Below are 26,495 nucleotides of genomic sequence, written 5' to 3' on the forward strand. Positions count from 1 at the left end.
TCTCGCCAAACCCGCCGCCGTGCCACCGTCGTGTCCCGCACCGGCGAGCCTCGGGTCTGGTGGAATGGCCGAGGACGATCAGGGGGAACGCTTCACGCAGATGCGGCGACCGGACCGACTCCGGATGGGATTGCCCGATCGCACCGAGGAAGGGATCCACTGTGAGCACCGTGCTGCGACGAATCGTCGGAGGTGGCTGCTTGTTCGTGCTCGCCTGCGGCACCGTGATCGCCAGAGCCGACGAGGCAACCGCCGACCCCGGCGGTTGCTACGTCGACCGCGGCCTCACCGACGCCGTAGCCCTCTGCCACGAGGGCTACGGATCCACCATCCTCGAGGTCGAATGCCTCGGCATCAGCGTCCCCGCCACCCCCGACAGCCCCATCTTCGGCCCCTACCCCGGCGCCGATTCCCCCTCGGCCGCCGTCGGCCAATCAATGCGCGCCTCCTGCGTGACCACCACCGCCCTCGGCATCACCACCCGCGCCTTCGTCTCACCCACCTGAGGCCTCGATCTCGCCCCGCACCACCGCCGCCGTCTGCCGGAACGCTCCGGCACCCCCGCTCCAATCCTCCTCGGCCACACCGAGATACACCGCCCGCGCACGAACCAGCGGTGCCCGCAGCGGCTCCGCAACCCTGCCCACTCGGCAGCTCTATCCTTGGCCGTGACCCCGAACACCGCCTCAACCAGACGGACGACTGCATCCTCTTGCGCTACGACTAGTCACGGTTGCGCGGCCGGATCGGTTAGCCGTAGAGGCGGATGAAGTCTTGGACGGGGTCGACTGCGGGCAGGGTGTAGGTGGAGAAGGTGGGGTCTATCAGGGTTTCTTCGACGTACTGGGCGGGTTCGGCGGGGAGGTGGCGCCAGTGGGCGCGAGGGTCGGGTGCGGGGGCTCGAGGTTCGTTCGACATGGGCTGCGCCTTCCGGAAACGTTTCACCACAAGGTTATCCGGAATTCGTGGTCAGTCGATTGTTCGTACTGCGGTGACCATTGCTGCGGTGTAGTGCACGGTGAAGGTGCCGCCGGCTGCGTCGATGGCTGTGCCGAGGCCGGCCAGGACCCGGTCGAGGATTGGTGGTGGGAGGCGGGTGGTGGCGCCGGTGGTGGCGGAGTATTCGAGGTATTCGTCGCGAGTGTATTGCTGTTGCCAGTGGAATTGCTGTTGTTGTGGCTCGGTGAAGGCGCCGGACTGGCGGATGCCGTCGGAGGTTTTGTCGCACATCGCCGCGTAGAGCTGCGATGCGGAGCCGGTGGGGATTTGGCCGACGGGGGAGTCGGGGACGACCTTGCGGAAGACGTCGGCGAAGGCGCGCTCGAGTTCTGGCGGTGGTTGGCTCACGTTCCAGAAGGGGGCCAGCAGGCCGCCGGGGCGCAGCACCTCGGCCGCCTTGGCCGCGCCGACGACGGTATCCACCCAGTGCCAGGCTTGCCCGGCGACGACGATGTCGAAGGTCCGGCCTGCGGGATCCCAGGTTTCGAAGGTGGACACCTCGACCTCGGTGCCGCCGCGGCGCGCGAATTCGGCCATGCGCTCGTCGGGTTCGACGCCGAAGACGTGGCAGCCGGCCGCTTGGAACTGCCGCGCGACGATGCCGGTACCGATACCGACATCGAGCACATCGCGTCCCGGACCGGCAGCGAGGATCGCTTGCACCATCTCCTCCGGATACCGGGGTCGGGAGCGGTCGTAGCGCTCGGCGTCCACGCCGAACGACTCGGCGATTTCGCGGGCCTGATGAGACTCTTGCCGAGGAAGGGGCGGTTGCCCCGAAGGTATAGTGGGCATGTGCCCACTATAAGTGGGCACATGCCCACTCTTCAACCTTTACGACGCGAGGAGAAGTACACGGTGCCCACCGGAGTGGCCATGCGCGACGTGCGCGAGCAGCTGTTCGACGCCGCCGAACGCATCCTGATCCAGGACGGTCCGAGCGCGCTGACCAGCCGCGCGGTCACCACGGAGGCGGCCTGCGCCAAGGGCGTGCTGCACCGGCACTTCGCCGATTTCGACGATTTCCTCGCCGAACTCGTGCTCGATCGCATCGCACGGATCGACCAGCAGAGCGCCACGTTGCGCGAGTCCGCGGGCACCGGCACGGTGGTCGGCAATCTCGGCACCGCGTTGACCGACGTGTTCGGCACGGTCGCGGTAGCCATCGTCAGCCTGGTCACCTTCCGAGATGAGTTGCGCGCCAGGCTCCGTCAGGCCAGACCGACGGGAGTTCCGCTCCTTGCAGAGGCGACGGCGATGATCGCGGACTACCTCACCGCGGAACGCGATGAAGGCCGCGTCGTGGCAACAGCCGACATAGAAGTGTTGGCGCCCACGCTGATCGGCGCCGGGCATCTACTGTTCGCCGACCGCAAAGGCACACCGCCGGAGCCCGACGCCGTCCGCCGAGTCGTGAACACGGTCATCGCAAGCGTTCTGACACCTTAAGCAGGCACAGCCTCGAGAATATTGTCCGGCGACACCGTCGGCACGATCCGGCTCAGCGTGAACCCGAAGCGCGCCAAGAACTTCCGATACTCATCGGCGGTCCGTTCACGACCACCCGTGTTCACCAGCATTTCGAGATCGATGTATTTACCCGGGTGCGGTCGACTGTTCTCCGGAACAACCAACTCGATAATCAACAGGCGCGCATCGGGTTTCATCGCCGCGCGAACCGTCGTCAAGATCCGCCCCGCGTCGTCTTCCGCCCAGTCGTGCAGGATGTGCTTGAGGATGTAGGCATCACCGCCGTGCGGAACCGCATCGAAGAACGACCCGCGTTCGACCGTGCAGCGATCGGCCAGTCCGAGTTCGGCCAGCCGACTACTCGCCGACTCGGCCACCTCCGGCAACTCGAACAGAATCCCATTGGATCGTGGTGCCCGGCAAAGAATCTCGGCGAGCATCGTGCCCTCACCACCGGCGACATCGACGAGCGTCTCGAACTGCGCGAAGTCGTAGGCCGCGAGCAACGGTGCCAGCCCGAGGCTCCCGATGCTCGTCATCGCATTGTCGAACAACGCGCCCAACTCCCGATCGGCCCGCGCGTGCTCGAAGAACGACATGCCGTGCAGCGCTTGCCCGACCGGCTTCCCGGTGCGTACCGCGTCGACGAGATGCGACCAGTTCTCCCGATGAATCGAGCTCCCGAAGAACAGTGCGGCATCCCGCAACGAAACGTCGGCCTCGCGCCCCAGCGCCCGCGCCATCGGCGTCAGCGCGTACCGGCCGTCGCGCCGCCGGGTGAAGATCCCGTGACCGATCAGCAGCCGCAACAACCGATGCAGCGCATCCTCATCGGCCCCGACCAGCTTCGCCAGCTCGGCGCCACTACGCGGCCCATCGGCCAGCGCGTCGGCCATCCCGAGTTCGGCGGCGGCATGAATCGCCTGCGTCAACCACCCGGCCGCGAGCATCTCCATCACCGCGACCTGCCCCGGCACCAGCTTGCGATAGGCGACCGACAGCCCGTTGCGCACCAGCTCGACCGCACGAACCAGCCCTAGCGGCGGCATTCTCGGCTGGTCGGATGCCACGGGGCGACTCCCATCCGCTCGACGGTCGGCACTTTGCGCCAACCAGCAGGGTACGGCCCGACGCCGCGTCGCGGGCCGAACACCCGGTCGTGGGAAGCAGACCCGCTCAGAAATGCCAGCGCGTCGCGCCGCCCGGTTCCACCGTGCCGAGGGCCATCGCGGTGGTGGCGGTGATCCGGTAGACGTGCCACGGCGGCGGCCCCGCGGACGGCGCGCTGTATTCGGCGGTCAGCGCCTGGCCGCTCTCGTCGACCTTGGCCGGCCAGCCGTCCGCGGCGTAGCGCGCGGCGATCTCGGCGACCGCCGCCGAGTCGGTCACCAGCGCGGCCGTGCCGTTGACGGTGAGGTCGAAGTCGTGCAGTGAGATGCTGATCGCGCAGCGCTGATCGCGAGCGAGGTTGCGCCCCTTGCGGCTTCGCGCGCCGGTGGTGAACCAGAACGCACCGTCGAGCCAGAGCGCGCCGAGCGCGGTCACGTGCGGGCTGCCGTCCGGGTTGATCGTGCTCAACCAGTAGGTGTGCCGGTTCGGTCCGCCGGTGTCCGGGGCCTGCGGGATGTTCTCATCGAGCTTCGATTGGACGGTCGCCCAGTCCAGCTCCGGCAGCGAGTAAAGGTCAGCGAGGTTGGTGGTGTCCATACTGTGGTGACGATACGACCGCGCGGAACTCGTCGGCGCGCGACGCGCCCCCGCGGCCCACTACCGCCGGGCCCGCAACACCACCGGCAGCCGGGACGGCGCGGCGACGAAGTCGCGATTCGACGGTTTCACCTGGTAGCGAGGGTCGGCGACCGGCTGCCACCGAGCGAACAGGGCGGCGGTCGCGAGCGTGATCGTCATGAGCGCGAAGTTGTTGCCCGGACAGTGCCGGTTGCCGACCCCGAACGGCAGGATCGCCTTCTTGTCGATCTCCTCGACCCGGCCGGGGAACCAGCGATCGGGGTCGAAGGTTTCCGGGTCAGGGTAGTAGTGCGCGTTGTGCTGGATCATGTACGGGCTGTACACCACCATGGCGCCGTCCGGCAGCGTGGTGCCGCCGAGCGTGACGGGGCCGTCCGCGGTGTGCGTGCTGACCCACGGACCCCAGAACCGCAGGGTCTCCAGCACCACCAGTCGTAGGTAGGGCAACTCCGCGACATGATCGGGCGTGACCGGCCCGTCGCCGACGAAATCGTCCAGCTCGCGGCACAATTCGGCGGCGATGTCGGGGTTGCGCATGATCTCGTGCCACACCCAGCCGAGAATGGACGCGGTCGAGCCGACCCCGGCGGCGAGCATCAGCAGCAACTCGTCGATGATCTCCTCGTCCGATAGCCGGATGCCGGTCTCCGGGTCGCTGTGCCGCACCAGCGCGGAGAGCACATCGTGGAAATCCCGGTCGGCCCGGCGGTATTCGGCGACCACGGCCCCGATCTCGGCGCGCAGCCGACGCGACTTGGCGGTGAACCGGCGATTGGCCACGACCCGCAGGCGGCGCACCGGCGGCGGCAGCGCGGCGCGCTGGATCACCTGGCCGAGCAGCCACGGAATGGTCTGCTGCACTTCCCGTTTGGCGTCCGAGCCGAACTCCGCGGTGAACAGCGTCGAGGAGATGGTGTCGAGGACGAGGCGGTGCGCCTCATCGACCAGGTTCAGTTGCCGACCAAGCTGTAGCGATTCCGACCAGGTGTTCGCGAGATCGGCGGCGACCGCGGCGTATTCGTTCAACCGGCGCTGCCGCAGCGCGGGCGCGATCATCCGACGCCGCAGTTCGTGCGGCTTGCCGCTGAGCACATTGGACGCGCCGCGAATCACCTCTTGGATCGCGTCGCGGAGTTCCTCGCGGTGGAATTCGCCTGCCTCACCGAAACTCAGCTCGCGAATGAGGTCAGGGGTGGTCAGCACGTAGACGGGTCGCGGCCCGAGATAGATCCGGACGATCGGGCCGACGTCGGCCAGCGATGTGACGAACTTCAGGCCGTCGCGCAGTGCCACGATGCTGTGGCCGAGTAGGGGAATCCGCCCGGGAGCGGTGGGCACGTTCGGAACAGTCTGCACCATAGCGGGTTTCGTATCTCCGACCAGATCGGTGTAGATCGAGAGGATTGTTTCGGTGAGGCGCGATTGCCGGGCGACGTCGGCGTGCTCGGTGAGGACTTTGCGCATCGACGCCAATTGTTCTGGGTGATCGGCAAGTTCGCGCAGTGAATCGGCGAGCGCCGCCACCGACGGGTCGCGCGTGCAGACGCCGCCGCCCTCGGGCACCGTCTCGGTCAGATCCGGATCGCAGTAGACGACGGGCAGCCGCATCGCCACCGCCTCCAGCAGCGCCATGCCTTGCGTGTCGAAACCCGAAGAGGGAAAGAGCAATACGTCGTGCGTCGCCATAGCGGCCAGGCAGTCCGCCTGACTGACCCCGCCGTGCAGCCGCACACGATCGCTCAGACCACCGGTCTCGATCGCCGCCTGCGCTCGCTCGTACAGATCTCCCGAGCCATAGATGTCGAACGTGCAGTTCTCGACGCGCCGCACCGCCTCGATGGCTTCGAGTAGCCGCTTCTCCCCGGACAGCCTGGCGCACCACAGGATTCGCAGCGAACCGCTTCCTGTCGTGCCCTCGAGCTTCTGCGCCTCATCGAGCAGCTCGTCATCGATTCCGTTGGAGATCACCCGAATCGGCCGATCGAGCCCATGCGCCAGGATGCGCCCGGCGAAATGCTCGGTCGGCACGATCACTCGATCGGCGGCCTGCGCCTGCGCGACCATCGTCCGCCAGGCATGCCGCGCCGCGCGGGATTCGTCGGTGCGCGGCATCGGTCCGCGATGGGAGACGAAACGCCCGTGCAGCGCGCGCATGGTGAGCGCGGACAGGTACGGCACGGGGGAGGTGTTGGCGATGAACACGTCGTCGCGGCTGTGCACGGTGTGCACCACCGGAATACCGTGCCGCCGTGCCGCTCGCAGCCCGGCGATTGCCACTCCGTAGGTGGTCTGGGTGTGCACGACATCGATCGGCCCGCGTTCGGCGAAGACCGCATCGATCAACCGGTTGTTCGCCGGCGTCGGCAACACCATGGCGAAACCGTTGACCACAACCCCGCCGAGTGCGGAAAGGACCACAATGTCCTGCTCCGATTCGGTAGATTCCGGCGTGGGCGCGGTGAACACGGTGACGCGGTGGCCGAGCCGCTCGAGCCCGCGACGCTGGGCATGTACCGAGGTCTGGATCCCGCCGAGGGTCGCGGGATGGAAGTCCGTGAACAGCGCGACGTGCATGGGACCACGGTACGGACATGTGCACCACGCGCATGCTGGAAGAACGACGAGTCGCCGACCTGCGGCACGACGAATGCGGGGGCGCCCGCCGAGTACAGGAGCTGGCATGAGAGTGGCGATTCCGTTGACGGGCACCCGCGGCGACGTCCAACCCGCGGTGGCGCTCGGCCTCGAGCTGCGCAGACGCGGCCACGACGTGCTGCTGGGCGCACCGCCGAACCTGGTCGACTTCGCCACCCGCACCGGCCTGTCCGCGGTCAGCTGCGGGCCGGACGTGCAACAGCTCTACGCCTCCGACGAAGGCCAGAAGGCACTCGCCGCGGGCAGCAGCTTCCGGCTCATGCAACTCGTCGGCAAGCAGATGGCCGACTACGCCGAGCAGATGAACCGCGAGGTGATCGACGTCTGCGCCGGCGCGGACATCATCGTCTCGACGATGCTCACCGAGGACCGGGCCGCCTCCGTCGCCGAGGCGATGCGGGTGCCGCTGGTCTCGCTGCACGGCTTCCCGTGCCGGAAGAACACCGCGTACCCGTTCCCGGGCGCGTTGCCGTCGAACTGGCAGCCGCCGGGTGTGGTCAACCGGGCCACCTGGTTGCTCGCCGAGAACCTGCGCCGCATCGTCTTCATGAAGTACCTGAACCAGCTGCGCAAGGAACTCGGCCTGCCGCGCTCGACCGCCGGCCCGGCCGCCGTACTGGAACGCGACGGTGTGCCCGAGGTGCAGATCTACGACCCCGCCCTGGTTCCCGGCCTGGCCGAGGAATGGGGCGAGCGCCGGCCGCTCGTCGGCTTCCTGCCGCTGGAACGGACCGCGCGCGAAGCCCTCGGCGAGCTGGCCGCCGATCACGGCGAGGTGATCGCCTGGATCGCGGAGGGCGAGCCGCCGGTGTACTTCGGCTTCGGCAGCATGCCCATTCGCGATACCCACGCCGTGCTCGCGATCGTCGAGGAGGTGTGCGAAAGCCTCGGCATCCGCGGGCTGGTGAGTGCGGGCTGGAGCGATCTGGCCACCGCCGACGCGGAAACCGGTGCGCGGGTCAAGGTGGTCGGCCCGGTCGCCCACGACATCATCTTCCCGGTGTGTGCCGCCGCCGTGCATCACGGCGGCATCGGCACCACCTTCGAGAGCCTGCGGGCCGGCCTGCCGACGCTCGTCTGTTCGGTGTCGTTCGACCAGCCGATGTGGGGCGGACAGGTCGAACGGCTCGGCGTCGGTGCGCATTTGAGCTTCCGCAAACTCGACCGCGCTCGGCTGGAAGCCGGGGTACGGACGCTGCTCGAGCAGGGGACCGTGCAGCGGGCGAAAGCGCTGGCCGGCGAACTGCAATCGCACGCGGACGCGACCCCGCGCACCGCCGACATCGTCGAAGCGGCCGCCGGGTGAGCAGGCGAACCGCGGCGGTGGTATGAGCGAGCCGGTCACGGCCGTCACCGATTCCGCCGTCATGTTCCGGCGGGCGGTCCGGCACACCCTGCGCAGCCGGGACACGCTGCTCATCTCGATGGTGCTGCCGGTGCTGATCATGCTGCTGTTCGTGTACGTATTCGGCGGCGCGATCCAGGTGGACGGCCCGTACATCGACTACGTGATCCCCGGAATCATCCTGCTGTGCACCGGATTCGGAGCATCGATCACCGCCACCGCGGTGGCGACCGATCTGCGCACCGGTGCGGTGGACCGATTCCGGACGTTGCCGATCTTCCGGCAAGCGCTGCTCGCCGGGCACGTGGGCGAAGGCGTCGTACGCAACATGATCGCCGTCGCGATCGTGCTGGCGGTCGGCACGACCCTGGGATTCCGCTCCGGCACCGGCTTTTTCGCGTGGCTGGGCGCGCTCGCGATAATCCTGCTCTTCGTCCACGCGATCACCTGGATCGCCGTGGCGTTAGGCCTGCTGGCGCAAAACCCGGAGGCCGCAGGCGGATTCACCTACGCGATCATGTTCATCCCGTACATCAGCAGCGCCTTCGTGCCGACCAGCTCCATGCCGTCCTGGCTCCGCGGTTTCGCCGAACATCAGCCAGCGACCCCGGTGATCGATACGCTCCGCAACCTGCTCACCGGCGGTACCGAGGGCAGCGCGCTATTGGCGGTGGTCTGGTCTGTCGGCCTGGCTATCGTCGGATATGTCTGCGCCGCAATGCTCTTCGCCCGCAGATCGCGGAACTGAAGACGCTAAGCGGAGGTGTCAGGTCGCGAATCCGACCGCGCGCGTTCGCGTTCGGCGGCGGTGGCGAGGTAGTCACCGAGTTCGTGGCGCAGGGTGACGTCCAGCGAGCGGGCCAGGGTGGAGTGCACCGAGGCGACGGCGAGCTCGCGCATCTTGCTCAACATCATTGTGGTGTCAGCGATTTCGCTGCTGGTGTCGGGGAGCCAGCCGGGGCCGTGCTCATCGATGATGTGCTGCTTGGCGGCGGTGATCATGATGTGCGTGATGTCGTCGATGCGGTCGGCGACCTTGGCATAGATCTCGATGAGCGTGCGCAGCTCCAAGCCGTACTCGTGCAGTTCGGCGAACGAGGTGAGCAGCTGGGTCTCGGTGAACACGACCGTGTCACCTTCGAGCCGGACCAGTTTCATCTCGCGTAGCCGGTCGACCAGCTCGTCGGCCTCGGCGCCGAGGATGGTGCCGATCAGCTCGCGCGGGACCTCGAACGTCTCGTCCTTGGCCCAGGACGCGGTCACCGCGTGTTGCAGGCCGAGCACCTCGGTGAGGTCCTTGCCGGTTTCCCAGCTGGTGATGAAGTCGCCGATGTGCGAGGTGGTGAAGCCGCGCTGGAGCAGCGCGTCGATCAGCCGCAGCCGTTCCAGGTGCGAGTTGTCGTAGATGCTGGCCCGGCCGTCTTTGCCGACCGGAGGAGGCAGCAGCCCACGTTCCTGGTACGCGCGCACGTTGCGGGTGGTGGTGCCCGCGGCGCGCGCGAGGTCATCGATGCGGTACTCCATCGATTCCACCTCCTCGCCCACCACGGCCCCGGTGTGCCGGCGACCGAACAGCCCGATCATTGATCGACCGAGTCTATCGCCAAGGTCGCCGGCGACCGTCATCTAGGAAACCGCCGCGATCCGGGGCCTGCGTGCGTTGCGATCCGCGGCGACGACCGTGTAGTCGGCGAGGTCCACGGTCCGCAGCTGGTTGACGTACTGCGTGGCGAACCCCGGGTACATGGTCGCGTTGAACCCGTCCTCGGTCAGGTACCAGCTGCGGCAGCCCGAGTTCCAGGTGGTGCTGGTCAGCCTGCGCTGCATGCCCGCGTTGTAGCGGTCCTGCCGGTCCTTGCGGACGTCGAGGACGCGCAGATCCTGCTCCAGGATGGTGCCGACCGCACTGACCACGTAGTCGATCTGCGCCTCCATGTACACCAGCGCCGAGTTGTGGCCCGGCCCCGAGTTCGGCCCGAAGGTGAGGAACAGGTTCGGGTAGCCCGACACCGCGACGCTCTTGTAGGCGTACGCGCCGCCCGACCATTCCTCGGCCAGCACCCGGCCGTCCCGGCCCACGACCGGAATCGGGGTACCGGTCTTGGACACGTCGAAGCCGGTCGCGAACACGATGCAATCGACCTGGTGCTCAACACCTTCCGCGGTCCGGATGCCGCGCTCGGAGAGCTTGGCGATGGGCCAGGTGATCAGCTTGCAGTTGTCCCGTTGCAGAGCCGGGTAGTAGTCGTCGGTCATCAGCAGCCGCTTGCAGCCGGCCCGGAAGTCCGGGGTCAGCTGGCGGCGCAGCCAGGGATCCTTGACCTGCCTGCGCAATTGGGCCTTGCCGACCAATTCGACCACCTTGGTCAACGGCGTGTTCCAGACGACGCCGAGGGCGACCGACTCGTGCCCGTAGAACCAGGCCTGCCGCGCCAGCTGCTCGGCGGCCGGCACCCGGCGATAGATCTCCTTGGTCACCGCGTTGGTGCGCCGGTTGACCCGGGGCAGCACCCAGCCCGGCGTGCGCTGAAAGACCTTGACCGAGGCCGCCTTATCGACCAGCTCGGGAATGATCTGCACCGCGCTCGCGCCGGTGCCGACGACGGCGACCTTCTTGCCGGTGAAGTCGTAGTCGTGATCCCAACGGGCACTGTGGATCTTGTGCCCGGCGTAATCCTCTATGCCTCGGATGTTGGGAAAGCTGGCATTGGCCAGCGGTCCCGAAGCCAGCACGACGGCGCGGGCACGCACGGTGTCCTGTCCGTCGATCGTGATCTCCCACTGCCCGGCGTCTTCATCGAAGACGATGCCGGACACGTTGCTGCCGAACCGGAAATGCGGTCCGAGCCCGAACTCCGCGGCCATCGACTCGATATAGCCGAGGATCTCGTTGCTACCCGAGTAGGTGTGCGACCAGTCCGGGTTCGGCGCGAAGCTGTAGGAGTACAGCCGCGACGGAATGTCGCACGCCGCACCGGGATAGGTGTTGTCGCGCCAGGTACCGCCGATCGCGTCGCCGCGCTCGAAGATGGCGAAGCCGTCGATTCCCTTCTGTTTCAGGCGAATCGCGGCGCCGATGCCGGCGAACCCGCCGCCGATGATGGCGACGTCCAGTGTCTGCTTGCTCATCTGCCTTATGCCGCCGGCTCGTAGGTGACTTCCTTGACCCAGGTCGGGTCCTTGCGCAGCAGCGCCTTCGGCACCCTGGCGGTGATCTTCACCAGCGCGTCGGCGAACAGGTGGTACGGGTGGCCGCGGTCGATCACCCAGCCGCCCTGCATCTTCACCAGCTGATACATCGGCAGCCTGCGCGCGAATTCGCTGCGCTCACCGACATTGGCGTAGCGCTTGAGTGCCGAGTACAGCTTCTCCTCGTCGACGCCCATCTCGACGATGTTGTCGCGCATCTTGTTCAGCAGCGGCACATAGCTCAGCACGCCGATGATCAGCGACGGCTTCAGCCAGCCGCCGACCAGATCGGTGGCGAGCTTGCGGATCTGGGCGTGACCGAGCACATCCATCACCGCGAAATCGACGGCCAGATGCCGGGATTCGTCGTTGTTGATCTTCTTGAAGACGTCCTGGCAGACCGGGTCGTGGATCTCGTCCATGATGAACTTGACCAGCGCGCCGTCCAGTGCGACCTCGAGCATCGGAATGACGGTGCCCAGGAACGACAGCGACATGCCGTCGGCGTACTTGTCCAGGAAGTCGATCACCAGCTTGACGTTCACGTTCGGCTGCGGGATCTCGTCGCCGTCGAGCATGCCCCAGCGCCGCATCAGCGCCAGTTCGGCATTGGCGTGCCGCTGCTCTTCGGCGTGGAAGTAGCGGTAGATCTCGCGCAGCGTCTCGGTGGGCGCCTTCTTCGCCATGGCGGCGAAGCCGCGCGCGCCGACGTTCTCGATCCACATCAGGTCGGCCATGAACGGCTTGAGCTTGGCGTGCAGCTCGGGCGAGATCGTCTCGGCGCCCGGTGCGTCCCAATCGATGTCGGCCAGCGCCCACTGCCGGTCTTTGATCTTGGCGAGCATGTCGTCGAAGTCCATCGTGATGGCCATGTCAGACTCCTGTCTTGTCGGTGACCGAGGTGCGGTCGGTGGAAGGCGAGTTGTCCTGGGGCAGAACCCGATCCAGGAGGCCGAGGACATAGGTGTACTGGGCGGGGAAGTAGCGCTTGAGCCGCCAGACGACGTGCGCGTCCAGCTGCGGCAGCACATACAGCTGCCCGCGGTCGTGCGCGTCGAGGGTGTTGCGGGCCACGTATTCGGGGGAGAAGCCGGTCCAGCGCATGAGGGTGTCGGCCAGACTCGCCGACTGCTGGGTGATCCGACCGTCCTTGGCCACATTGGTTTTCACGAAGGTGGGGCACAGCACGGTGACCGCGACGCCGGTGCCGCTCAGCTCGGCCGCCATCGTCTCCGACAGCGACATCACGCCCGCCTTGGACACGTTGTAGACGGCCATCGACGGTGCGGCGGCGAACCCGGCCGCGGAGGCGACATTGATGATCCCGCCGCGGCGCGCGGCGCGCAGTTGCGGCGTGAACACCTCACACCCGTGCACCACACCCCACAGGTTGATGCCGAGCGCCCACTCCCAGTCGTCGAAACCGACCTGGCCGACCCGCTTTCCGCCGATGCCGACGCCTGCGTTGTTGATCACCAGGCTGACCGGGCGCTCGAACAGCGATTCGGCAAAGCGCGCAAGGTTTTCCACGTCCTCGCGGTGAGCCACATCGCAGCGGAACGCGTGCGCGGTGCCGGGATGCTTGCGTTCGATCAGCGCGACGGTCTCATCGGCGCGGGTCTCATCGATGTCGGCGCAGATCACCTGCCCGCCGCGCGCGGCGAGCTCCAGCGCGAAGGCCCGGCCGATGCCGCTGCCCGCGCCGGTCACCACCGCTCGCGCGCCGTGCGTGCGCCGTGGCCGATTGCCCAGCGGCAGCAGCTTTTCCAGTCCGAACATGGTCAGCTCACCTTCTCGGAGGCAGTGCGGTCGGCCAGCGCCGCGCGCAGGAATTCAGCCGCACGGGTCAGGGCCTGATCGGCTTCGGGCACCAAGTTCGGCAACGCCTGGAAGACGTGCACCTGACCCGGCCAAATCTCTAGTTCGCAGCTACCGCCCGCGGCGCGCACCGTCTCGCACAGCGCTCGTGCGTCGGCCCTGAGCATTTCGGCGCCGCCGACCTGAACGAGCATGGGCGGCAAGGGAATACCCTCCGGCACGGTCAGCCGCAGCCGGGGCAGGTCGTCGGGCAGGCCCTTCGTGTACTCGCGCGGCATCCGGCTCGCGGCCGCGGCGGAAATGAGCGGATCCCGTTGCTGCCGTTCCTGTTCGGTGGCCAGCTTCAGCGTGAGATCGAACAGCGGCGAGAACATCGCCACGGCCGCGGGCTGCGGGATGCGGTGGCGGTTGTTCTCGATGAGCAGGTCGAGCGCGAGATGCCCGCCGGCCGAATCACCGGCGATCACCAGGTCGTCCGCCGCGTAGCCGCGGTCGAGCAGCCAGCGGTAGCCGGCCTCGATATCGTCGGCCGCCGCCGGGAAGCGGTGTTCCGGGGCGAGGCGGTAGTCGACGACGAAGACCGGGAGGCCGGTCTTGCGCGACAACTGCGCGGCCAGCCCGCGGTGGGTGCGGGCCGAGCAGATGACGTAGGCGCTGCCGTGGAGGTAGTAGACGGCGCGGCGGCCGAAGGAGACGCCGGCGGCGCGAACCCATTCGCCGCGCACCGGCCCGGACCGAACCGGGGTGATGGCGGTGCCGCGGGGGACCGGGCCGCCGATCGCCATGAAGGTGGCGACCAGTTTGCGGGCGAACCAGACGCCCGGGGCGTTCATCGGCACCGCGTTGTTCAGTGGGCGTAACCCGATCTGGGTGGCCGCCGCGGCCAGCGTGGCCCGCGCAGAGGCATTACTGGGCACGCTTGGGCTCACCCGCTCCGCCGGTTGCCGACCCCCAGGGATCGAGGTCTTCGTTGACCTTGTCATGCGTTCAGAATCATCCATGGATGTGCCAGTTGTCAATGGCACATTCATTGCAGGCTGATCGCGATTGGCCCTGACCTGCGAAAACGACCGCGGTACCAGCAGGTCTGCTGGTACCGCGGTCGGCGGTCGGTTCGGCGATCAGCGGGCTTTGCGCAGGCCCAGGTATTGCAGGGCGGCGAAGCCACCGACGGTGGCCGCCTGCATGACCGTCCATATCGAACCCACCGGATTCAGGTCGAGCGCGCCTTCGATCAGGGCCGCGAGGCTGACCACGACCCAGGCGGCGTTGCCCGCGATCACCACGCGGGTGGCGTTGGTGCTGATCGTCTGCCGGGTGCCGATGATCGCCACCGCCACGCCGTACAGCGTCAGGAAGATCCCGATCGGGATGCCGATCTCGGTGTCCAGGCCGAGCAGCGTCTCCAGTGGCTTGGCCAAGGCGAGGTAGGCCAGGCCGTTGACGCCGGTGACCACGGCATCCGAGCGGAGCGAGAGGCGAAGCAACTGCGGGCCGGGGGCCAGGACGGAGGACAGGTAGGACGGGGCGGTGGTGGTCATGGCGGAGTTTCCTTCGGTGAATCAAGCTGGGGCGGAACGGGTTCAGGCTGCGGCGGGCACCTTGTCGAGGAAGCCGTACACGTTGGCGATCCGGCCGTCCTCGATGACGGCCACGTCGAAGCCGACGATCACAGCAGGGGCGTCGGCCGGGCCGAGCTCCCAGGTGAACCGGACCTGGTCGTGGTGCGCGTCCACCGGACCGGCCAGGCGGAACGTCCAGCCGGGGAATTGTGCTTGGGCCGCGGCGATTCCGGCGTCGATGGCGTCGTGGCCGGCGACCGCCATCAGCGGGTCGGTGTAGCCGGCGGTCTCGGTGAAGACCCGGGCGACGGCGGCCTTGCGGTCGGCGGCGTCGGTGGTGTTCCAGGCTTCCAGGTACTGGGCGACGATGGTGTTCATGATGGCTCCTTCGGGGCTCTGAGCTGCGGTTTCGCTGTCGTTCTTGCTGACAGGAACTACGTTATGGCCGCAGGGGGGTGCCCCGAATCAGTCATCTATAAGTACTTTCCGGCGAGGTATACGTATGTCGCCGGTCGACCGTGCTCAACGGGACATGGTGGCGGGCCTACTCATACGATGCCGCAGCCATGTCCCGTTGGTCGGGAGAAGTCAGTAGCCCCGGTCCGGATCGATAGGTGCCAGAAGGTCTTTGCCGGTGACGAATCGTTCGACGTTCGCACCCGCGTGGTCGGCGAAGGCAGCCAGACGCAACTGCGGTGGGTTCGAATCATGCGGCGTCACGATGGCATTCGGCAACACCCAGAGCGGGTGGCCGTCCGGCAAGGGCTCCGGTTCGGTGACGTCCAGCCCCGCGCCGGCGATCGCGCCGGAGGCGAGGGCGGTGACCAAGGCGTCGGTGTCGATCAGGCTGCCGCGGGCGACATTGATGACCCAGGAGGACGGCTTCAGCCGGGCGAGCACGTCCGCGTCGATGAGATTGTGGGTCGCCGCGGTGGCGGGCGCGGCGACGACCACGTGGTCGGTGCGCGGCCACACCCGGGAGAGGTGGTCGGTGGAGATCGTCTCGATCGTGTCGGGAATGCCGGGGCCGGTGATCGGACGGCCGGACCGGTTGACCGCGATCACGTGCGCGCCGAGCGGGGTGAGCATCGGGATCAGCGCGCGCCCGATGCCGCCCGCACCGACGATGGTGACCGTCTTGCCGCGCAACGAACCGATGTGCGGGAAGAAATCCTGCTGCCGCCAGCTGCCCGCGCGCAGCTGCTCGGGCAGATAACGCACCCCGGCCAGCAGCAGCATCAGCGCGTGCTCGGCCACGCTCGCCGCGAAAGCGCCTGCGGCGGAAGTGAATTGGACCTTCGGGTGAGCGGCGATGACGCCCGCGGTGAACCAGTCCTCGACGCCGGCGGCGGGCAGTTGCACCCACTCGATCGTGTCCGGCAGCTCATCGGGGAACTGTCCCGGGGTCCCCGCCCAGATCAACCCGCGCGCCTCGGCCAGATCGGCGACCGTCGCGCCGCCGTCCTCGACCGCCTTCACCAACAACGCCGGAGGCGGATCGGCCGGCCCGATCGCTATCGCTACTGCCGGTCGGCTCATGGATAGACCTCCTTCGAAGCAGTACTGCGGCGCAGGTGACAGCGCCGCAGCGACGTTAGCATCGCGGTCGAGGGGGGTACGGGTCAGTCCGCGTCGAGGTCGGTTTCGGCGTCGAGGTCGGTGTCGACCTTGTCCCGGTCAGCCCATTCGAGGAGCTGATCGATCTCGAAGACCGCGTCGTCGATGCCCTCGTGCAGGTCGCCGAGTTCGGCGAAGCGGGTGGGGACGGTCTTGATGGTGAACTCGCGCGGGTCGACGTCGGGGATCTCGTCCCAGCGGATCGGGGTGGAGACGGTGGCGGTCGGGACGCCGCGGACCGAGTAGGCGGCGGCGATGGTGTGGTCGCGGGCGTTCTGGTTGTAGTCGACGAACAGCAGCTTCGGATCGCGGTCCTTGCGCCACCAGGTGGTGGTCACGTCCTCGGGTGCGCGGCGTTCGACCTCGCGGGCGAAGGCGAGCGCGGCCCGGCGCACCTCCTTGAACCCCCAGTTCGGCGCGATGCGGACGTAGATGTGTAAACCGTTGCCGCCGGAGGTCTTCGGCCAGCCGACCGCGCCGAGTTCGTCGAGCACCTCGTGCGCGACCCCGGCCACCCGCTGCACCCGCGACCACGGGCAGTCCGGCATCGGATCGAGATCGATGCGCCACTCGTCGGGGCTCTCGGTGTCGGTTGCGCGGGAGTTCCACGGATGGAACTCGACCGTGGACATCTGCACGGCCCAGATGACGTCCGCCAGCTCGTTCACGCAGAGCTCGTCGGCATGTCTGCTGTAGCGGGGGAAGAAGACGCGCACCGTGTTGATCCAGTCCGGCGCGCCCGCGGGCAGCCGCTTCTGGTGCACCTTGTCCCCGGCCAGGCCCTTCGGAAAGCGGTGCAGCATGCACGGCCGGTCACGCAGCGCACGGACGATCCCGTCGCCGACGCTCAGGTAGTACTGCACCAGGTCGAGCTTCGTCGCGCCGGTCTCCGGGAAGTACACCCGGTCCGGGTTGGAAATGCGGATCGTGCGGTCGCCGACATCCAGTTCGATGGCCGACGCCGCAGCCTTGCTGGCCACGGATCCGACGATAGCCGAACCGGGCGCCTGCTCGCCGTCCGAAAACGCGCCTCGTAATGTGCTGCGTTCTGGTATGCATGAGGGTATGAGCAAGGCGACGCGCGTGACCGTGACGCTGGATCCGCAGGTGGCCGAATGGGCGAAACAGGCGGCCGACCAGCAGAAACGCAGCCTGTCCTCGGTGATCAACGCTTCGTTGCGCACCGCGCTCGTGCACGACAGCCTGGCCAAGCTGGCCGTCGACGACGCCGCCGAGCAGGCCGCCGCCTACGACGACTTGAACGTCACCGAGGCGGCCGAGACCGACGCCCGCGGCGCCGCATGAGACGCGGAGAGGTCTGGCGTTACTCCCCGGCCCTGCGCGACGGCACCCCGCTGCCCCGGCGCATGTCGGTCGTGCTGGTCTCCGACTCCGCGGTGATCACCTCGCCGTACCGCTGGCTGCACGTGGTCCCGCTGCGCGACGCCGACCCCGGCCACGTGCTGGCCACGCACACCGAACACGGCTGGGCCGACACCCTCGAACTGCACCGCGCCTACCGCCCCTGGCTCACCGAGCAACTCGGCGAACTGACGGTCAGCGAATCGGAATCACTCGACGCCAGATTGCGCGCAACCCTCAGCCTGTAATCAGCAGCTTCGCTGCTCGCGAACACCGTTGTGGCTGGTGGTTCGGCGAGCACACTGGACCTCATGAGAAAACTGTTGAGAGCGATTCGAAGATTGTTGGGCGGCAAGGTGACCACCGGCGGCGGCCCACCAGGCCGCGAAGGGGGTGGCGGCACCGCCGGCGTCCGCGAACCCCGCCGTCCGTTGCCCCCGGACGACCACCTGAGTGCCACCCGACGAATCGAACCCGACCCCAAAACCATCACCCTCCCAGACCCCCGCACCTGACTCCTAAAACCGCAGACCAAGCGACAGATAGGTCAACTTCGCAAACCTGCTTCACCCTTCGCATACCCCTCAACACACCACCGGGTATGCGAAGGAACAAGCAGGTATGCGAAGAACGAAGCAGGTATGCGAAGCAGCTTTGCCAACGCCACAACCGCCTGTGGTGATCTTGAAAGTTCTCGAAACGCAACCACAGCCAGATGACCACGCTGGAACTGGACATCGCGCGCCTGACTGATAACTAAAGCCGGGTACGGCACACGACGTGCTCAGCACTACTTCAGTGAAAACTTGTGTAGGTCTTCAGCTTTACTGGCCAGGTCGCCCTGGGAAGTCTTAGGTGTACGTGCTGAGACAGGTGTACCTGTTTCGGGGGAAAGATCCGCTGTGGTAACTGGCCAATAGTTCTGAAGACTTGTCCCAGGTTTTCACTGGAGTAGTGCTGGGCGTGTCGTGTGCCGTCCCCGACCTGGTCTTCCGCAGCTTGGTATGGGCAGCGTGTGGGTTCCAGCGTGAGGACTGGCTGTGGTCCGGTTCAGAGAGGCTTGGGAAGAGCGAGTCGAATGGTCGTTTCCGTGTTCGAGTCGAGTCAAATGGTTGTTCCCCTGTGTCGAGTCGAGTCATATGGTTGCTGTTGAAGATCTTTTAGCGACCATATGACTCGACTCGATGTGCCGGTCCGGCCTAGGTCACCGAGGCGAGTGCGAAGGGCAGTACCGCGTCGGCGCCTGCGGTGCGCAGGGCGTGGGCGGCGAGGGTTAGGGTCCAGCCGGTGTCGGAGAGGGTGTCCACCAACAGGATTGGGCCCTCGACGTCGGTGAGGTCGGGGACGTCCCAGGAGTCGAACAGTCCGGCGACGCGGTGTGCGGAGTTCGCCGCGGAGACCGGTGCGCGGTCCGGGCGGTTCGGCAGCGTACCCAGGTCGTGCAGGCGGCCGATCTCGGCGAGGCCGGCTGCGAGCGTGGCGGTCAGCACCGGGTAGCGGTGTGATTCGAGGGCCATCACCGAGGTCGGGCGAGTGGTCCACTTCCAGTCGCGCAGTACGGCGACGCAGGCTTCGAACACCTTCTCCGGGATCGGATCATCGGGGCCGTCGAGCAACGTGCGCAGGCGCTGACCCCAACCGAGGTCGGTGAGCCGGCCGAGCACGCGACCGGTCTCGGCCCCGCCGGTGATCTTGCCGGACAACGGAATTCCGAGCTTTGCCATGCCGGTCGGCCACTGCTTGCGTGGACTCAGATCCAGCCCCGGACGGTCGAGGCGAGCACGGGTGGCAGCGACCGCCTCCGCGTCCACCGACACATCGGGCCGAGTACCCGTGCAATTGTCGCAACGCCCGCAGCCGACCGAATCCGACTGTCCCGCAGTCAAACCCGGATCATCCAACTGCAGCCGCAGGAACTCCATCCGGCAGTCGCCGGTCGACTGATAGTCGACCATCGCCTGCTGCTCGACCTCGCGCGCCTCGGACAGCCGCTCATACCGTTCGGTGTCGTAGGTCCACGGCTGCCCGGTGGAGATCCAGCCGCCACGCACCCGGCGCACCGCCCCGTCCACATCGAGCACCTTGAGCACCATCTCCAACCGCGAGCGGTTCAGCTCCACCATCGGTTCCAGCGCGGCCGTCGACAACGCCCGGTCCGTGTCGAGCGCATCGAGCACCGAGCGCACGATGTGTTCGCGCGGAAACGCCACGGAGGCAAAGTAACTCCAGATCCGCGCGTCCTCGGGCCCGGGCAGCAGCACCACCTCGGCGCGCTCGGTCGCCCGGCCGGCGCGACCGACCTGCTGGTAATAGGCGATGGGTGACGACGGCGCACCGACATGCACGACGAACCCGAGATCGGGCTTGTCGAAACCCATCCCGAGCGCCGAGGTCGCGATGAGCGCCTTCACCTCGTTGTTCAACAGCGCCGACTCCAACGCCTCGCGTTCGGCGGGATCGGTCTGCCCGGTGTAAGCCGCGACATTGTGTCCGTGCGAGTTCAGTACGTCGGCCAGGTCGTGCGCGGCGGCGACGGTGAGCGTGTAGACGATCCCGGAACCGGTGAGGTTGTGCAGGTGCCCGCTGAGCCAGGCGGTGCGTTCCACCGCGTCGTCGAAGCGCACCACCGACAGGTGCAGCGACTCGCGATCCAGCGTGCCGCGCAGCACCAGGGTGTCGGTGCCGATCTGGGTGGCGACATCGGTGACCACCCGGTCGTTCGCGGTCGCGGTGGTGGCCAGCACCGGCACATCCGACCCGAGGTCGGCGATCAACGTGCGGATCCGCCGGTAGTCGGGCCGGAAGTCGTGACCCCAGTCGGAAACGCAGTGCGCCTCGTCGATCACCACGAGGCCGGCATCGGCGGCGAGCTTCGGCAGCACCTGATCGCGGAAGTCCGGGTTGTTCAGCCGCTCCGGGCTGACCAGCAACACGTCCACCTCGCCGGACGCGACCTGCGTGTGGATTTCGTCCCATTCGGTGACATTGCCCGAATTGATCGTCGCGGCAACCACACCCGCCCGTTGCGCGGCGGCCACCTGGTTGCGCATGAGCGCGAGCAGCGGCGACACGATCACCGTGGGACCCCGCCCGGCGCCACGCAGCAGCTTCGCGGCGATGAAGTAGACCGCCGACTTACCCCAGCCGGTGCGCTGCACCACCAGCGCGCGGCGTCGCTGCACCACCAGCGCCTCGATCGCGATCCACTGGTCCTCCCGTAGCTGGGCGTTGGGCCCGGCCAGTTCGCGCAGCAGGTGTTCCGCGCGCTCGCGAAGGTCGGGTGCGGTGAGGTCGATCGCCGGGACATCGGTCGCCGTGGTCATGCGCTCCATCGTGCCCGACGGTACCGACAGGAACCGCGCTCGTCGCGCGCGCCCGCCCCGCCGTGCATGTTGTGGATCGATACCGGTCGGACTCTCGGTATCCGCCGCCCTTTGTCTTACACTGCGTGCATCGCTGCTGAGTGGCCGAAATCCCCGGCCATGGCGGTGTTCACCACGAGTGAGTGCGGTTCGAGACGATACGAGGCTTCCGTAGAACGCCGAGGACGAGTCGAATGAGCGAGCGAGTCAGGTCACAGCGCGCCCGGCGCGGAACTGAGCCGAGCGTCGGCGAGGCGCGGTCATGAACGACTATCTGCGCTTGCTGCGCGACTGGTGGCGCGACGGCGTCGACTACCGCTGGGTGGTCAACGCCCTGGCCGACCGCTCCGCGCTCGGCGTGGTGAAGTTCGCGATCGGACTGTGCGGGCTGGCGACGCCGCTGATCAGCGTGCTCACCGTGACGTCGTCGGCAGGCCCGCAGAGCGTGCTCGGCCGGACCGTGCTGTGGTGCATCGTCGGCCTGTCGGTGGTGTGGGTGGTGCGCTGGTGGACGCTGCCGTGGCCGAGCCGGGTGGAATCGCTGAGCCTGCTCGTGATCGGCGACGTGTGCATCACGGTGGTCTGCGTGCTGAGTCCGGGCAATGTGGTCCGGTCGGTCGGGATGATGCTGCTGCTGATCGTGGGCATCTATGTCAGTGCCTTCCACAGCCCGCAGGTGCTCGCCGCGCACACGGGGTGGTCGCTGGCTTCGGCTGTGGTGCTGTCGATTCCGCTGTTCGGGGTCGGTGACGCCGCGTCGGCGGTGATCATGATCCTCGGCATGGTCGCGGCCACCGTGGTGCCGCCCGGCCTCCAGTTCTGTTACTGGGTGCTGCGATCCGACATGCTGTGCGATCCGCTGACGACGCTGTTGAGCAGGCGCGGATTCGAGTACCACTCCGCGATGATGGTCGGCGGCTCCGGGCCGATTCCGGTCTGCGTGATGATGGTCGATCTGGATCGCTTCAAAGCCGTCAACGACACCTTCGGGCACCACGCCGGCGACAAGGTGCTGATCCGCACCGCCGATCGATTGCAGCACGCCGCGCCCGCGCACAGCGTCGTCTCCCGGCTCGGCGGCGAGGAGTTCGCGATCGTCGCGCGCCTGCCCGTGCCGACCGCGGTCGACGCCGCCGAGCGATTGCGCAACGCGGTCGCCGAACCCGTCGGGTCGATCTCGGTCACCGCCAGCATCGGCATCGCCGTCGCCGACGCGGGTGCCGACGGTTATCGTCGCAGCCGCGAGCTGGTGCAGGATCTGATCCGGTGTGCGGACAGCGCGATGTACCAGGCGAAACAGCGCGGCGGCAATACCGTTGTGGTCGAGCACATCACCGCGTTGCAGGGCATCGATACCCACGATGTGACGCGGACGGCATGAGGAACAGGCTCTGCCGCAACCACATCCAACGCGGCTTCAGCCGCGCGCGGTTTCCTCGGCGAGGGTGATCAAGCGGGCGCGAACCAGGTCAGGGCGTTCCTCGCCGATGAAGTGACCGCAGTTCGCCACGCGTTCGAGGGTGTAGTCGTCGGCCTTCGCGGTTTCGGCGGCGGCGAGCGAATGATGCACGGCGCCATCGTCGATACCGAACAACGCGCGGATCGGAACGGTGGCGCGGCGGGTCTCACCATGCCGGGCGGCGCGCGGTAGTTCACGCAGCAGGAACGTGCGATAGGTATCGACCGCGGCACTGGCGACCGACGGATCGCGGAACCGATCGGTATAGACGCGAATGACTTCCGGACCGAACTCAGCGCGATTCTCGGCGGCCTTGCTGAGCATCACATCGAGCACCCTGGTGCGGGTTTGCAGGACCTTTCCGAACGAGGCAACAACCGGTTGGTAGAGCAGGAACCGCCACAGATGCGGCAGGAATCCGCGTGCCGTCTGCCACGGATGCGCGATGTTCAGCACCAGGTATCCGTCGAACTTCGCCGGCTCCCGCAACACCATGAGATGACCGATGTAACCGCCCCAATCGTGACCCACGAGCAGCACCCGATCGAGCCCGAGTTCATCGATCAGCGCCAGCACATCGGAGGCCACGTCGTCCTTGGCCCATCGATGCGGCGCCGGCCCGGACCAGCCATAACCCGGCAGATCCGGTGCGATGATCCGCAACCCTTCCGGCGGATCGGCCAGCAGATGACGGTAGGCGTAATGATGCTGCGGCCACCCGTGCAGCAGGAGCACCGGCCGGCCGTCGGCCGGCCCGGCCTCGGTCACATGGAACCGCACACCGCGCGCGGTGACGAAGGATCGCCGGACGCCCGAGATCTCTGGGGGATCTTCCGTCACCGACGAGGAAGCTGGACCGGAATCCCGTTGCTGCTGGCGCATACCCGATGGTAACCAGCCGGGCAACGGCGCGGCATTCGGCGCGAAATGACCATGAACAGCGGAGAATAGAGCGCAGAGGTTCCCCGGCACCGGGGTCCACGCAGGAGGGCAACCATGTCGAGCCAATACCAGCCGCCGGCGGGCTGGTCGCCGCCAGGCACCCAGTTCCAGAGTCGCAGCGGCTTCGGCCGGACCCTGGCCGGCACGCTGATCTCGTTGGTGATCACGCCGATCGGCGTCGGGCTATCCGCACACGGCGCGCTCGACACCAGGCAGTGGGTGATCCTGGGCAGCTCGGCGGATCGCTGGGGTTCGAACTTCCAGATCATCGGCGGCGCGGTGCTGCTGTTCCTGGTCGCGGCGCTGGCCGCGTTCTCCCCGGTGGGCACCGCGATCGCGGGTCTGGTGTGGGGCCTGATCCCCGGGATCCTGCACATTCTCTTCCCGGACGACACCTACCGGCAGGTGGAGAATCTGCCCGAGCTGTCCGACGATTTCCATCTGGCGCTACACAATTGGATATTGAACGGCTTCGCGCTGCTCACCGGCATGTTCCTGGTCGGCGCGGCGTTCGCGGCCACCTTGCGGCGCAAGTGAATCGAGGCCGCGCCCACTCGCGATGGGCGCGGCCTGTATTCAGCCCTTGACGCAGAGCACCTGGCGCAGCGTCGCGACGACGTCGACCAGGTCCCGCTGTGCGGCGATGACCTCGTCGATGTCCTTGTACGCGGCCGGGATCTCGTCGACCACGCCCGCGTCCTTGCGCGACTCGACGCCCTCGGTCTGCGCGACCAGATCGGCGACGGTGAACTGCTTCTTCGCCGCGTTGCGGCTCATCCGCCGTCCCGCGCCGTGCGAGGCCGACTGGAACGAGGCCGGATTTCCCTTGCCGCGCACCACATATGACCGAGTACCCATCGAACCCGGAATCAGCGCGAGATCGCCCGCGCCCGCCCGGACCGCACCCTTACGGGTCACCAGCATCGGGATGCCGTCGATAATTTCCTCGGCCACATAGTTGTGGTGACACGAGATCGGCTGCTCGAAACGCACCGAACGCTCGGCGAATTCGTCGCGTACCGCCCGGCACACCAGGGCGAGCATCACCGCGCGGTTGCGTGCGGCGTACTCCTGCGCCCAGGTGAGGTCGCGGCGGTAGGCGTCCATTTCCGGTGTACCGGAAAGGAATACGGCCAGATCACGATCGGGCAGATCGACGTTGTGCGACAGCGTCCGCGCCACGGACATGTGCCGCTCGGCGAGTTCCTTGCCGATATTGCGGCTGCCCGAATGCAGCAGAATCCACACCGCGTCGTCCTGATCCAGGCAGACCTCGATGAAGTGGTTACCGCCGCCCAGGGTGCCCATCTGCTTGTGCGCCTTGGCTTCTCGCGTCTGCACGCCCTCGTCCAGCGCGGCGAACGAACGCCAGAAGGTATCCCAGCCCGCGCGCAGCGTCGCGGTGCTCGCGCCCAGCGCGGACACCTCGCCGCCCAGCTTGGTCACGTTGACCGAGCTGTCGTGCGCGGAGAAGCCGACCGGGACCGCGGCCTCGATCCGGGAGCGCAGCGAACGCAGGTCGTCCGGCAGATCCGCGGCGGTGAGGTCGGTCTTGACGCTCTCCATCCCGCAGCCGATGTCCACCCCGACGGCGGCCGGGCACACCGCGTCCTTCATCGCGATCACGGAACCGACCGTCGCACCCTTGCCGAGGTGCACGTCCGGCATCACGCGGACGCCGTGGACCCATTTCAGCGCGGCGATATTCCGCAGCTGCTGCAACGCGGCCTGCTCGACCGCGTGCTCTTCGGCCCACATAAGCGTCTGCGCACGGGTGCCGCGCAGCTCGACGGGAAACATTGTTCGATCCTTTCGTTGGTTTTCCTGGTCAACGGTAAAGATCGGCGTGAATAAGTGCACTCGAATAAATACGCGGACGGCTCGAGTATTTTCCCGTGGCCTCAGCGGGCGCCGGGGTAGGCGTCCTCGGCGTTGATGTGGGCGATGCCGGTGGCCAGGCGTTCGGCATCGGCCGTGGTGATCAGGTCCTCCGCGATCCATTCGTCGAGCAGCCTGCCCAGGCCGCGCCGCCACCAGAATGCGCCGAGAAAATGCAGTTCCGGCAGGCCGTATCCGTCCGACGAGTAGCACAGCGAACGGAACGGGGCGAGTTCGAGCGTCTCGGCGAGGACGGCCTGGGCGCGGTGTCCGACATAGGGGACGGTGAGTCCGATATCCATCCGGACATGCGCGAAGGCGTGCGCCAGGTAGGCGGCATTGCGGTGGAATGGCCAGCAGTGCAGCAGCATCACCGTCAGGCCGGTGTTCGCGGTTTTGCGCAGAAAGTCGGTGAGCAGCAACGGATCCGCGCGATGTAGTCGCAGGTCGGTATCGCCGAAACCGGTGTGGAATTGCAAGGGCAGGCCGAAATCAGCGCCGATGCGGGCGCCGAGCCCGACCAGCCAGCCGAGCAGATCCGGGTCGGTGAGGCGGTGTTCGGGGAACACGGCTCTCGGCGGTCGGTCGCGCAGCGGGAAATCCAGGCCGCAGCGGTAGGCGACGATGGTCTTGAGCCCGACGGCATTTCGGGCGCGCTCCCGCAATCGCGCCTCGATCCGATCGAATACCGTTCTGCCCGCGCCTACCTCGGCGATGACCTGTTCGGCAACCTGTTCGATCCGCACCACCTCGCGCACCTCGCCATCGGTGAGCGCGCCGAATTCCGCTGTGCCGCCGCCGAATCCGGTGTCGAGGAACCAGCTGGTGGTGCCGGTGGCGCTCAGCAGGCGGGTGGCGACCTCGCGCCAGCCGAGTTCGGCGCGATGGGTCAGGTAGGCGTCCGCGCCTACGTGCGGCGGGAGGTCGAGGGCCGGTGCGCACCAGCGGCGGACCGCCAGCCCGATCGCGGAATCGAAGGTGCCGGTGGGGCCTTCGCTGAGCAGTCGTTCGAATCCGGGTCGGTCCAGATCGTGGGGGACGACGCCGTGGCAGTGGTGATCGGTGAGGGTCAGGCCGTCCGTCAGCAC

At 67.4% G+C, this 26,495-nt stretch carries 28 protein-coding genes; 9 read left to right on the forward strand and 19 right to left on the reverse strand.

The window, feature by feature from the left end; all coding sequences use genetic code 11:
- Window positions 1-161 precede the first annotated feature (161 nt).
- Window positions 162-506 (forward strand): hypothetical protein, encoded by a 345-nt coding sequence (locus AB0M22_RS18870; protein WP_364727996.1) that lies wholly within the window; start codon window positions 162-164, stop codon window positions 504-506.
- Here AB0M22_RS18870 and AB0M22_RS18875 read toward each other — a convergent pair.
- The 3 genes from AB0M22_RS18875 to AB0M22_RS18885 all read right to left on the reverse strand — a co-directional run bounded on the left by AB0M22_RS18875 (window position 495) and on the right by AB0M22_RS18885 (window position 1,794).
- Complete coding sequence (locus AB0M22_RS18875; RefSeq protein WP_364727998.1) at window positions 495-647, reverse strand: hypothetical protein; 153 nt, start codon at window positions 645-647, stop codon at window positions 495-497. The genes AB0M22_RS18870 and AB0M22_RS18875 overlap by 12 nt on opposite strands.
- Window positions 648-750: 103 nt before the next feature.
- Window positions 751-918: a hypothetical protein gene (locus AB0M22_RS18880; protein WP_364728001.1), complete on the reverse strand. Its 168-nt coding sequence runs from the start codon at window positions 916-918 to the stop codon at window positions 751-753.
- Window positions 919-969: 51 nt separating this feature from the next.
- Window positions 970-1,794, reverse strand: coding sequence for a class I SAM-dependent methyltransferase (locus AB0M22_RS18885; protein WP_364728004.1), 825 nt, complete (start codon window positions 1,792-1,794; stop codon window positions 970-972).
- 21 nt (window positions 1,795-1,815) lie between these two features.
- On the opposite strand from AB0M22_RS18885, the gene AB0M22_RS18890 reads away from it, so the two are divergent.
- Window positions 1,816-2,448, forward strand: a complete 633-nt coding sequence (locus AB0M22_RS18890) for a TetR family transcriptional regulator (RefSeq protein ID WP_364728007.1) — start codon at window positions 1,816-1,818, stop codon at window positions 2,446-2,448.
- On the opposite strand, the gene AB0M22_RS18895 is transcribed toward AB0M22_RS18890, so the two are convergent.
- From AB0M22_RS18895 to AB0M22_RS18905, 3 genes are all read right to left on the reverse strand, one after another.
- Entirely contained in the window at window positions 2,445-3,539 is a 1,095-nt protein-coding gene (locus tag AB0M22_RS18895) for a methyltransferase (RefSeq protein WP_364728010.1), read from the reverse strand. The genes AB0M22_RS18890 and AB0M22_RS18895 overlap by 4 nt on opposite strands.
- A 106-nt stretch (window positions 3,540-3,645) precedes the next feature.
- Window positions 3,646-4,176 (reverse strand): pyridoxamine 5'-phosphate oxidase family protein, encoded by a 531-nt coding sequence (locus AB0M22_RS18900; RefSeq protein ID WP_364728013.1) that lies wholly within the window; start codon window positions 4,174-4,176, stop codon window positions 3,646-3,648.
- A gap of 60 nt (window positions 4,177-4,236) precedes the next feature.
- Window positions 4,237-6,792 (reverse strand): cytochrome P450, encoded by a 2,556-nt coding sequence (locus tag AB0M22_RS18905; protein WP_364728016.1) that lies wholly within the window; start codon window positions 6,790-6,792, stop codon window positions 4,237-4,239.
- Between the two features lie 106 nt (window positions 6,793-6,898).
- Here AB0M22_RS18905 and AB0M22_RS18910 point away from each other — a divergent pair, with 106 nt between their 5' ends.
- Both AB0M22_RS18910 and AB0M22_RS18915 read left to right on the forward strand, forming a co-directional pair.
- On the forward strand, window positions 6,899-8,179 hold the full coding sequence (locus AB0M22_RS18910; protein WP_364728019.1) for a glycosyltransferase: 1,281 nt from the start codon (window positions 6,899-6,901) through the stop codon (window positions 8,177-8,179).
- A 22-nt stretch (window positions 8,180-8,201) separates the two neighbouring features.
- Complete coding sequence (locus tag AB0M22_RS18915; RefSeq protein WP_364728022.1) at window positions 8,202-8,966, forward strand: ABC transporter permease; 765 nt, start codon at window positions 8,202-8,204, stop codon at window positions 8,964-8,966.
- A 5-nt stretch (window positions 8,967-8,971) separates the two neighbouring features.
- On the opposite strand, the gene AB0M22_RS18920 is transcribed toward AB0M22_RS18915, so the two are convergent.
- The 9 genes from AB0M22_RS18920 to ligD form a co-directional block, all read right to left on the reverse strand.
- A complete protein-coding gene (locus AB0M22_RS18920; RefSeq protein WP_364728025.1) occupies window positions 8,972-9,802 on the reverse strand; it encodes a MerR family transcriptional regulator in 831 nt (276 codons plus the stop codon).
- 42 nt (window positions 9,803-9,844) lie between these two features.
- Entirely contained in the window at window positions 9,845-11,347 is a 1,503-nt protein-coding gene (locus tag AB0M22_RS18925; protein ID WP_364728028.1) for an NAD(P)/FAD-dependent oxidoreductase, read from the reverse strand.
- A gap of 5 nt (window positions 11,348-11,352) precedes the next feature.
- The gene (locus tag AB0M22_RS18930) at window positions 11,353-12,273 is read right to left on the reverse strand and encodes a ferritin-like domain-containing protein (protein WP_364729796.1); all 921 of its coding nucleotides are present in this window, start codon (window positions 12,271-12,273) and stop codon (window positions 11,353-11,355) included.
- Window positions 12,274-12,280: 7 nt separating this feature from the next.
- Entirely contained in the window at window positions 12,281-13,186 is a 906-nt protein-coding gene (locus AB0M22_RS18935) for an SDR family NAD(P)-dependent oxidoreductase (protein ID WP_364728031.1), read from the reverse strand.
- 2 nt (window positions 13,187-13,188) lie between these two features.
- On the reverse strand, window positions 13,189-14,142 hold the full coding sequence (locus AB0M22_RS18940) for an alpha/beta hydrolase (RefSeq protein WP_364728034.1): 954 nt from the start codon (window positions 14,140-14,142) through the stop codon (window positions 13,189-13,191).
- Between the two features lie 204 nt (window positions 14,143-14,346).
- Window positions 14,347-14,766 (reverse strand): hypothetical protein, encoded by a 420-nt coding sequence (locus tag AB0M22_RS18945; protein WP_364728037.1) that lies wholly within the window; start codon window positions 14,764-14,766, stop codon window positions 14,347-14,349.
- 42 nt (window positions 14,767-14,808) lie between these two features.
- Entirely contained in the window at window positions 14,809-15,165 is a 357-nt protein-coding gene (locus tag AB0M22_RS18950) for a nuclear transport factor 2 family protein (protein WP_150403081.1), read from the reverse strand.
- Between the two features lie 210 nt (window positions 15,166-15,375).
- Window positions 15,376-16,326, reverse strand: coding sequence for a D-isomer specific 2-hydroxyacid dehydrogenase family protein (locus AB0M22_RS18955; RefSeq protein ID WP_364728041.1), 951 nt, complete (start codon window positions 16,324-16,326; stop codon window positions 15,376-15,378).
- An 83-nt stretch (window positions 16,327-16,409) separates the two neighbouring features.
- Window positions 16,410-17,384: a non-homologous end-joining DNA ligase gene (ligD, locus tag AB0M22_RS18960; protein WP_364728044.1), complete on the reverse strand. Its 975-nt coding sequence runs from the start codon at window positions 17,382-17,384 to the stop codon at window positions 16,410-16,412.
- 85 nt (window positions 17,385-17,469) lie between these two features.
- Between ligD and AB0M22_RS18965 the strand changes: the two genes are divergently transcribed.
- The 3 genes from AB0M22_RS18965 (at window position 17,470) to AB0M22_RS18975 (ending at window position 18,281) form a co-directional block, all read left to right on the forward strand.
- Window positions 17,470-17,709 (forward strand): DUF6364 family protein, encoded by a 240-nt coding sequence (locus AB0M22_RS18965; protein WP_364728047.1) that lies wholly within the window; start codon window positions 17,470-17,472, stop codon window positions 17,707-17,709.
- Entirely contained in the window at window positions 17,706-18,014 is a 309-nt protein-coding gene (locus AB0M22_RS18970) for a hypothetical protein (protein WP_228542183.1), read from the forward strand. The genes AB0M22_RS18965 and AB0M22_RS18970 overlap by 4 nt, the downstream gene beginning before the upstream one ends.
- Before the next feature lie 63 nt (window positions 18,015-18,077).
- Window positions 18,078-18,281, forward strand: a complete 204-nt coding sequence (locus AB0M22_RS18975) for a hypothetical protein (protein ID WP_364728051.1) — start codon at window positions 18,078-18,080, stop codon at window positions 18,279-18,281.
- 684 nt (window positions 18,282-18,965) lie between these two features.
- Here the strand turns inward: AB0M22_RS18975 and AB0M22_RS18980 are convergent.
- Complete coding sequence (locus tag AB0M22_RS18980) at window positions 18,966-21,089, reverse strand: ATP-dependent DNA helicase RecQ (protein WP_364728054.1); 2,124 nt, start codon at window positions 21,087-21,089, stop codon at window positions 18,966-18,968.
- Between the two features lie 301 nt (window positions 21,090-21,390).
- On the opposite strand from AB0M22_RS18980, the gene AB0M22_RS18985 reads away from it, so the two are divergent.
- Window positions 21,391-22,509: a GGDEF domain-containing protein gene (locus tag AB0M22_RS18985; RefSeq protein WP_364728057.1), complete on the forward strand. Its 1,119-nt coding sequence runs from the start codon at window positions 21,391-21,393 to the stop codon at window positions 22,507-22,509.
- Between the two features lie 36 nt (window positions 22,510-22,545).
- On the opposite strand, the gene AB0M22_RS18990 is transcribed toward AB0M22_RS18985, so the two are convergent.
- Window positions 22,546-23,427, reverse strand: coding sequence for an alpha/beta hydrolase (locus AB0M22_RS18990; protein ID WP_364728059.1), 882 nt, complete (start codon window positions 23,425-23,427; stop codon window positions 22,546-22,548).
- A 156-nt stretch (window positions 23,428-23,583) separates the two neighbouring features.
- Here AB0M22_RS18990 and AB0M22_RS18995 point away from each other — a divergent pair, with 156 nt between their 5' ends.
- A complete protein-coding gene (locus tag AB0M22_RS18995) occupies window positions 23,584-24,066 on the forward strand; it encodes a hypothetical protein (protein ID WP_364728061.1) in 483 nt (160 codons plus the stop codon).
- A gap of 39 nt (window positions 24,067-24,105) precedes the next feature.
- Here AB0M22_RS18995 and AB0M22_RS19000 read toward each other — a convergent pair whose 3' ends face one another.
- Together AB0M22_RS19000 and AB0M22_RS19005 are read right to left on the reverse strand one after the other, a co-directional pair.
- A complete protein-coding gene (locus AB0M22_RS19000; RefSeq protein WP_364728064.1) occupies window positions 24,106-25,329 on the reverse strand; it encodes an RtcB family protein in 1,224 nt (407 codons plus the stop codon).
- A gap of 101 nt (window positions 25,330-25,430) precedes the next feature.
- A complete protein-coding gene (locus AB0M22_RS19005; protein ID WP_364728067.1) occupies window positions 25,431-26,495 on the reverse strand; it encodes an amidohydrolase family protein in 1,065 nt (354 codons plus the stop codon).

The sequence above is a fragment of the Nocardia sp. NPDC051756 genome, from assembly GCF_040681495.1.
Lineage (GTDB): Bacteria > Actinomycetota > Actinomycetes > Mycobacteriales > Mycobacteriaceae > Nocardia.

Excerpts from the sequence above, each read along its gene's own strand:
- AB0M22_RS18980 (WP_364728054.1), bottom strand. The coding sequence starts at position 21,089 with ATGACCACGGCGACCGATGTCCCGGCGATCGACCTCACCGCACCCGAC.
- AB0M22_RS18955 (WP_364728041.1), bottom strand. The coding sequence starts at position 16,326 with ATGAGCCGACCGGCAGTAGCGATAGCGATCGGGCCGGCCGATCCGCCT.
- AB0M22_RS18905 (WP_364728016.1), bottom strand. The coding sequence starts at position 6,792 with ATGCACGTCGCGCTGTTCACGGACTTCCATCCCGCGACCCTCGGCGGG.
- AB0M22_RS18910 (WP_364728019.1), top strand. The coding sequence starts at position 6,899 with ATGAGAGTGGCGATTCCGTTGACGGGCACCCGCGGCGACGTCCAACCC.
- AB0M22_RS18975 (WP_364728051.1), top strand. The coding sequence starts at position 18,078 with ATGAGAAAACTGTTGAGAGCGATTCGAAGATTGTTGGGCGGCAAGGTG.
- AB0M22_RS18925 (WP_364728028.1), bottom strand. The coding sequence starts at position 11,347 with ATGAGCAAGCAGACACTGGACGTCGCCATCATCGGCGGCGGGTTCGCC.
- AB0M22_RS18900 (WP_364728013.1), bottom strand. The coding sequence starts at position 4,176 with ATGGACACCACCAACCTCGCTGACCTTTACTCGCTGCCGGAGCTGGAC.
- AB0M22_RS18995 (WP_364728061.1), top strand. The coding sequence starts at position 23,584 with ATGTCGAGCCAATACCAGCCGCCGGCGGGCTGGTCGCCGCCAGGCACC.
- AB0M22_RS18885 (WP_364728004.1), bottom strand. The coding sequence starts at position 1,794 with ATGCCCACTATACCTTCGGGGCAACCGCCCCTTCCTCGGCAAGAGTCT.
- AB0M22_RS18965 (WP_364728047.1), top strand. The coding sequence starts at position 17,470 with ATGAGCAAGGCGACGCGCGTGACCGTGACGCTGGATCCGCAGGTGGCC.
- AB0M22_RS18945 (WP_364728037.1), bottom strand. The coding sequence starts at position 14,766 with ATGACCACCACCGCCCCGTCCTACCTGTCCTCCGTCCTGGCCCCCGGC.
- AB0M22_RS19000 (WP_364728064.1), bottom strand. The coding sequence starts at position 25,329 with ATGTTTCCCGTCGAGCTGCGCGGCACCCGTGCGCAGACGCTTATGTGG.
- AB0M22_RS18985 (WP_364728057.1), top strand. The coding sequence starts at position 21,391 with ATGAACGACTATCTGCGCTTGCTGCGCGACTGGTGGCGCGACGGCGTC.
- AB0M22_RS18935 (WP_364728031.1), bottom strand. The coding sequence starts at position 13,186 with ATGTTCGGACTGGAAAAGCTGCTGCCGCTGGGCAATCGGCCACGGCGC.
- AB0M22_RS18880 (WP_364728001.1), bottom strand. The coding sequence starts at position 918 with ATGTCGAACGAACCTCGAGCCCCCGCACCCGACCCTCGCGCCCACTGG.
- AB0M22_RS18920 (WP_364728025.1), bottom strand. The coding sequence starts at position 9,802 with ATGATCGGGCTGTTCGGTCGCCGGCACACCGGGGCCGTGGTGGGCGAG.
- AB0M22_RS18890 (WP_364728007.1), top strand. The coding sequence starts at position 1,816 with ATGCCCACTCTTCAACCTTTACGACGCGAGGAGAAGTACACGGTGCCC.
- AB0M22_RS18915 (WP_364728022.1), top strand. The coding sequence starts at position 8,202 with ATGAGCGAGCCGGTCACGGCCGTCACCGATTCCGCCGTCATGTTCCGG.
- AB0M22_RS18950 (WP_150403081.1), bottom strand. The coding sequence starts at position 15,165 with ATGAACACCATCGTCGCCCAGTACCTGGAAGCCTGGAACACCACCGAC.
- AB0M22_RS18970 (WP_228542183.1), top strand. The coding sequence starts at position 17,706 with ATGAGACGCGGAGAGGTCTGGCGTTACTCCCCGGCCCTGCGCGACGGC.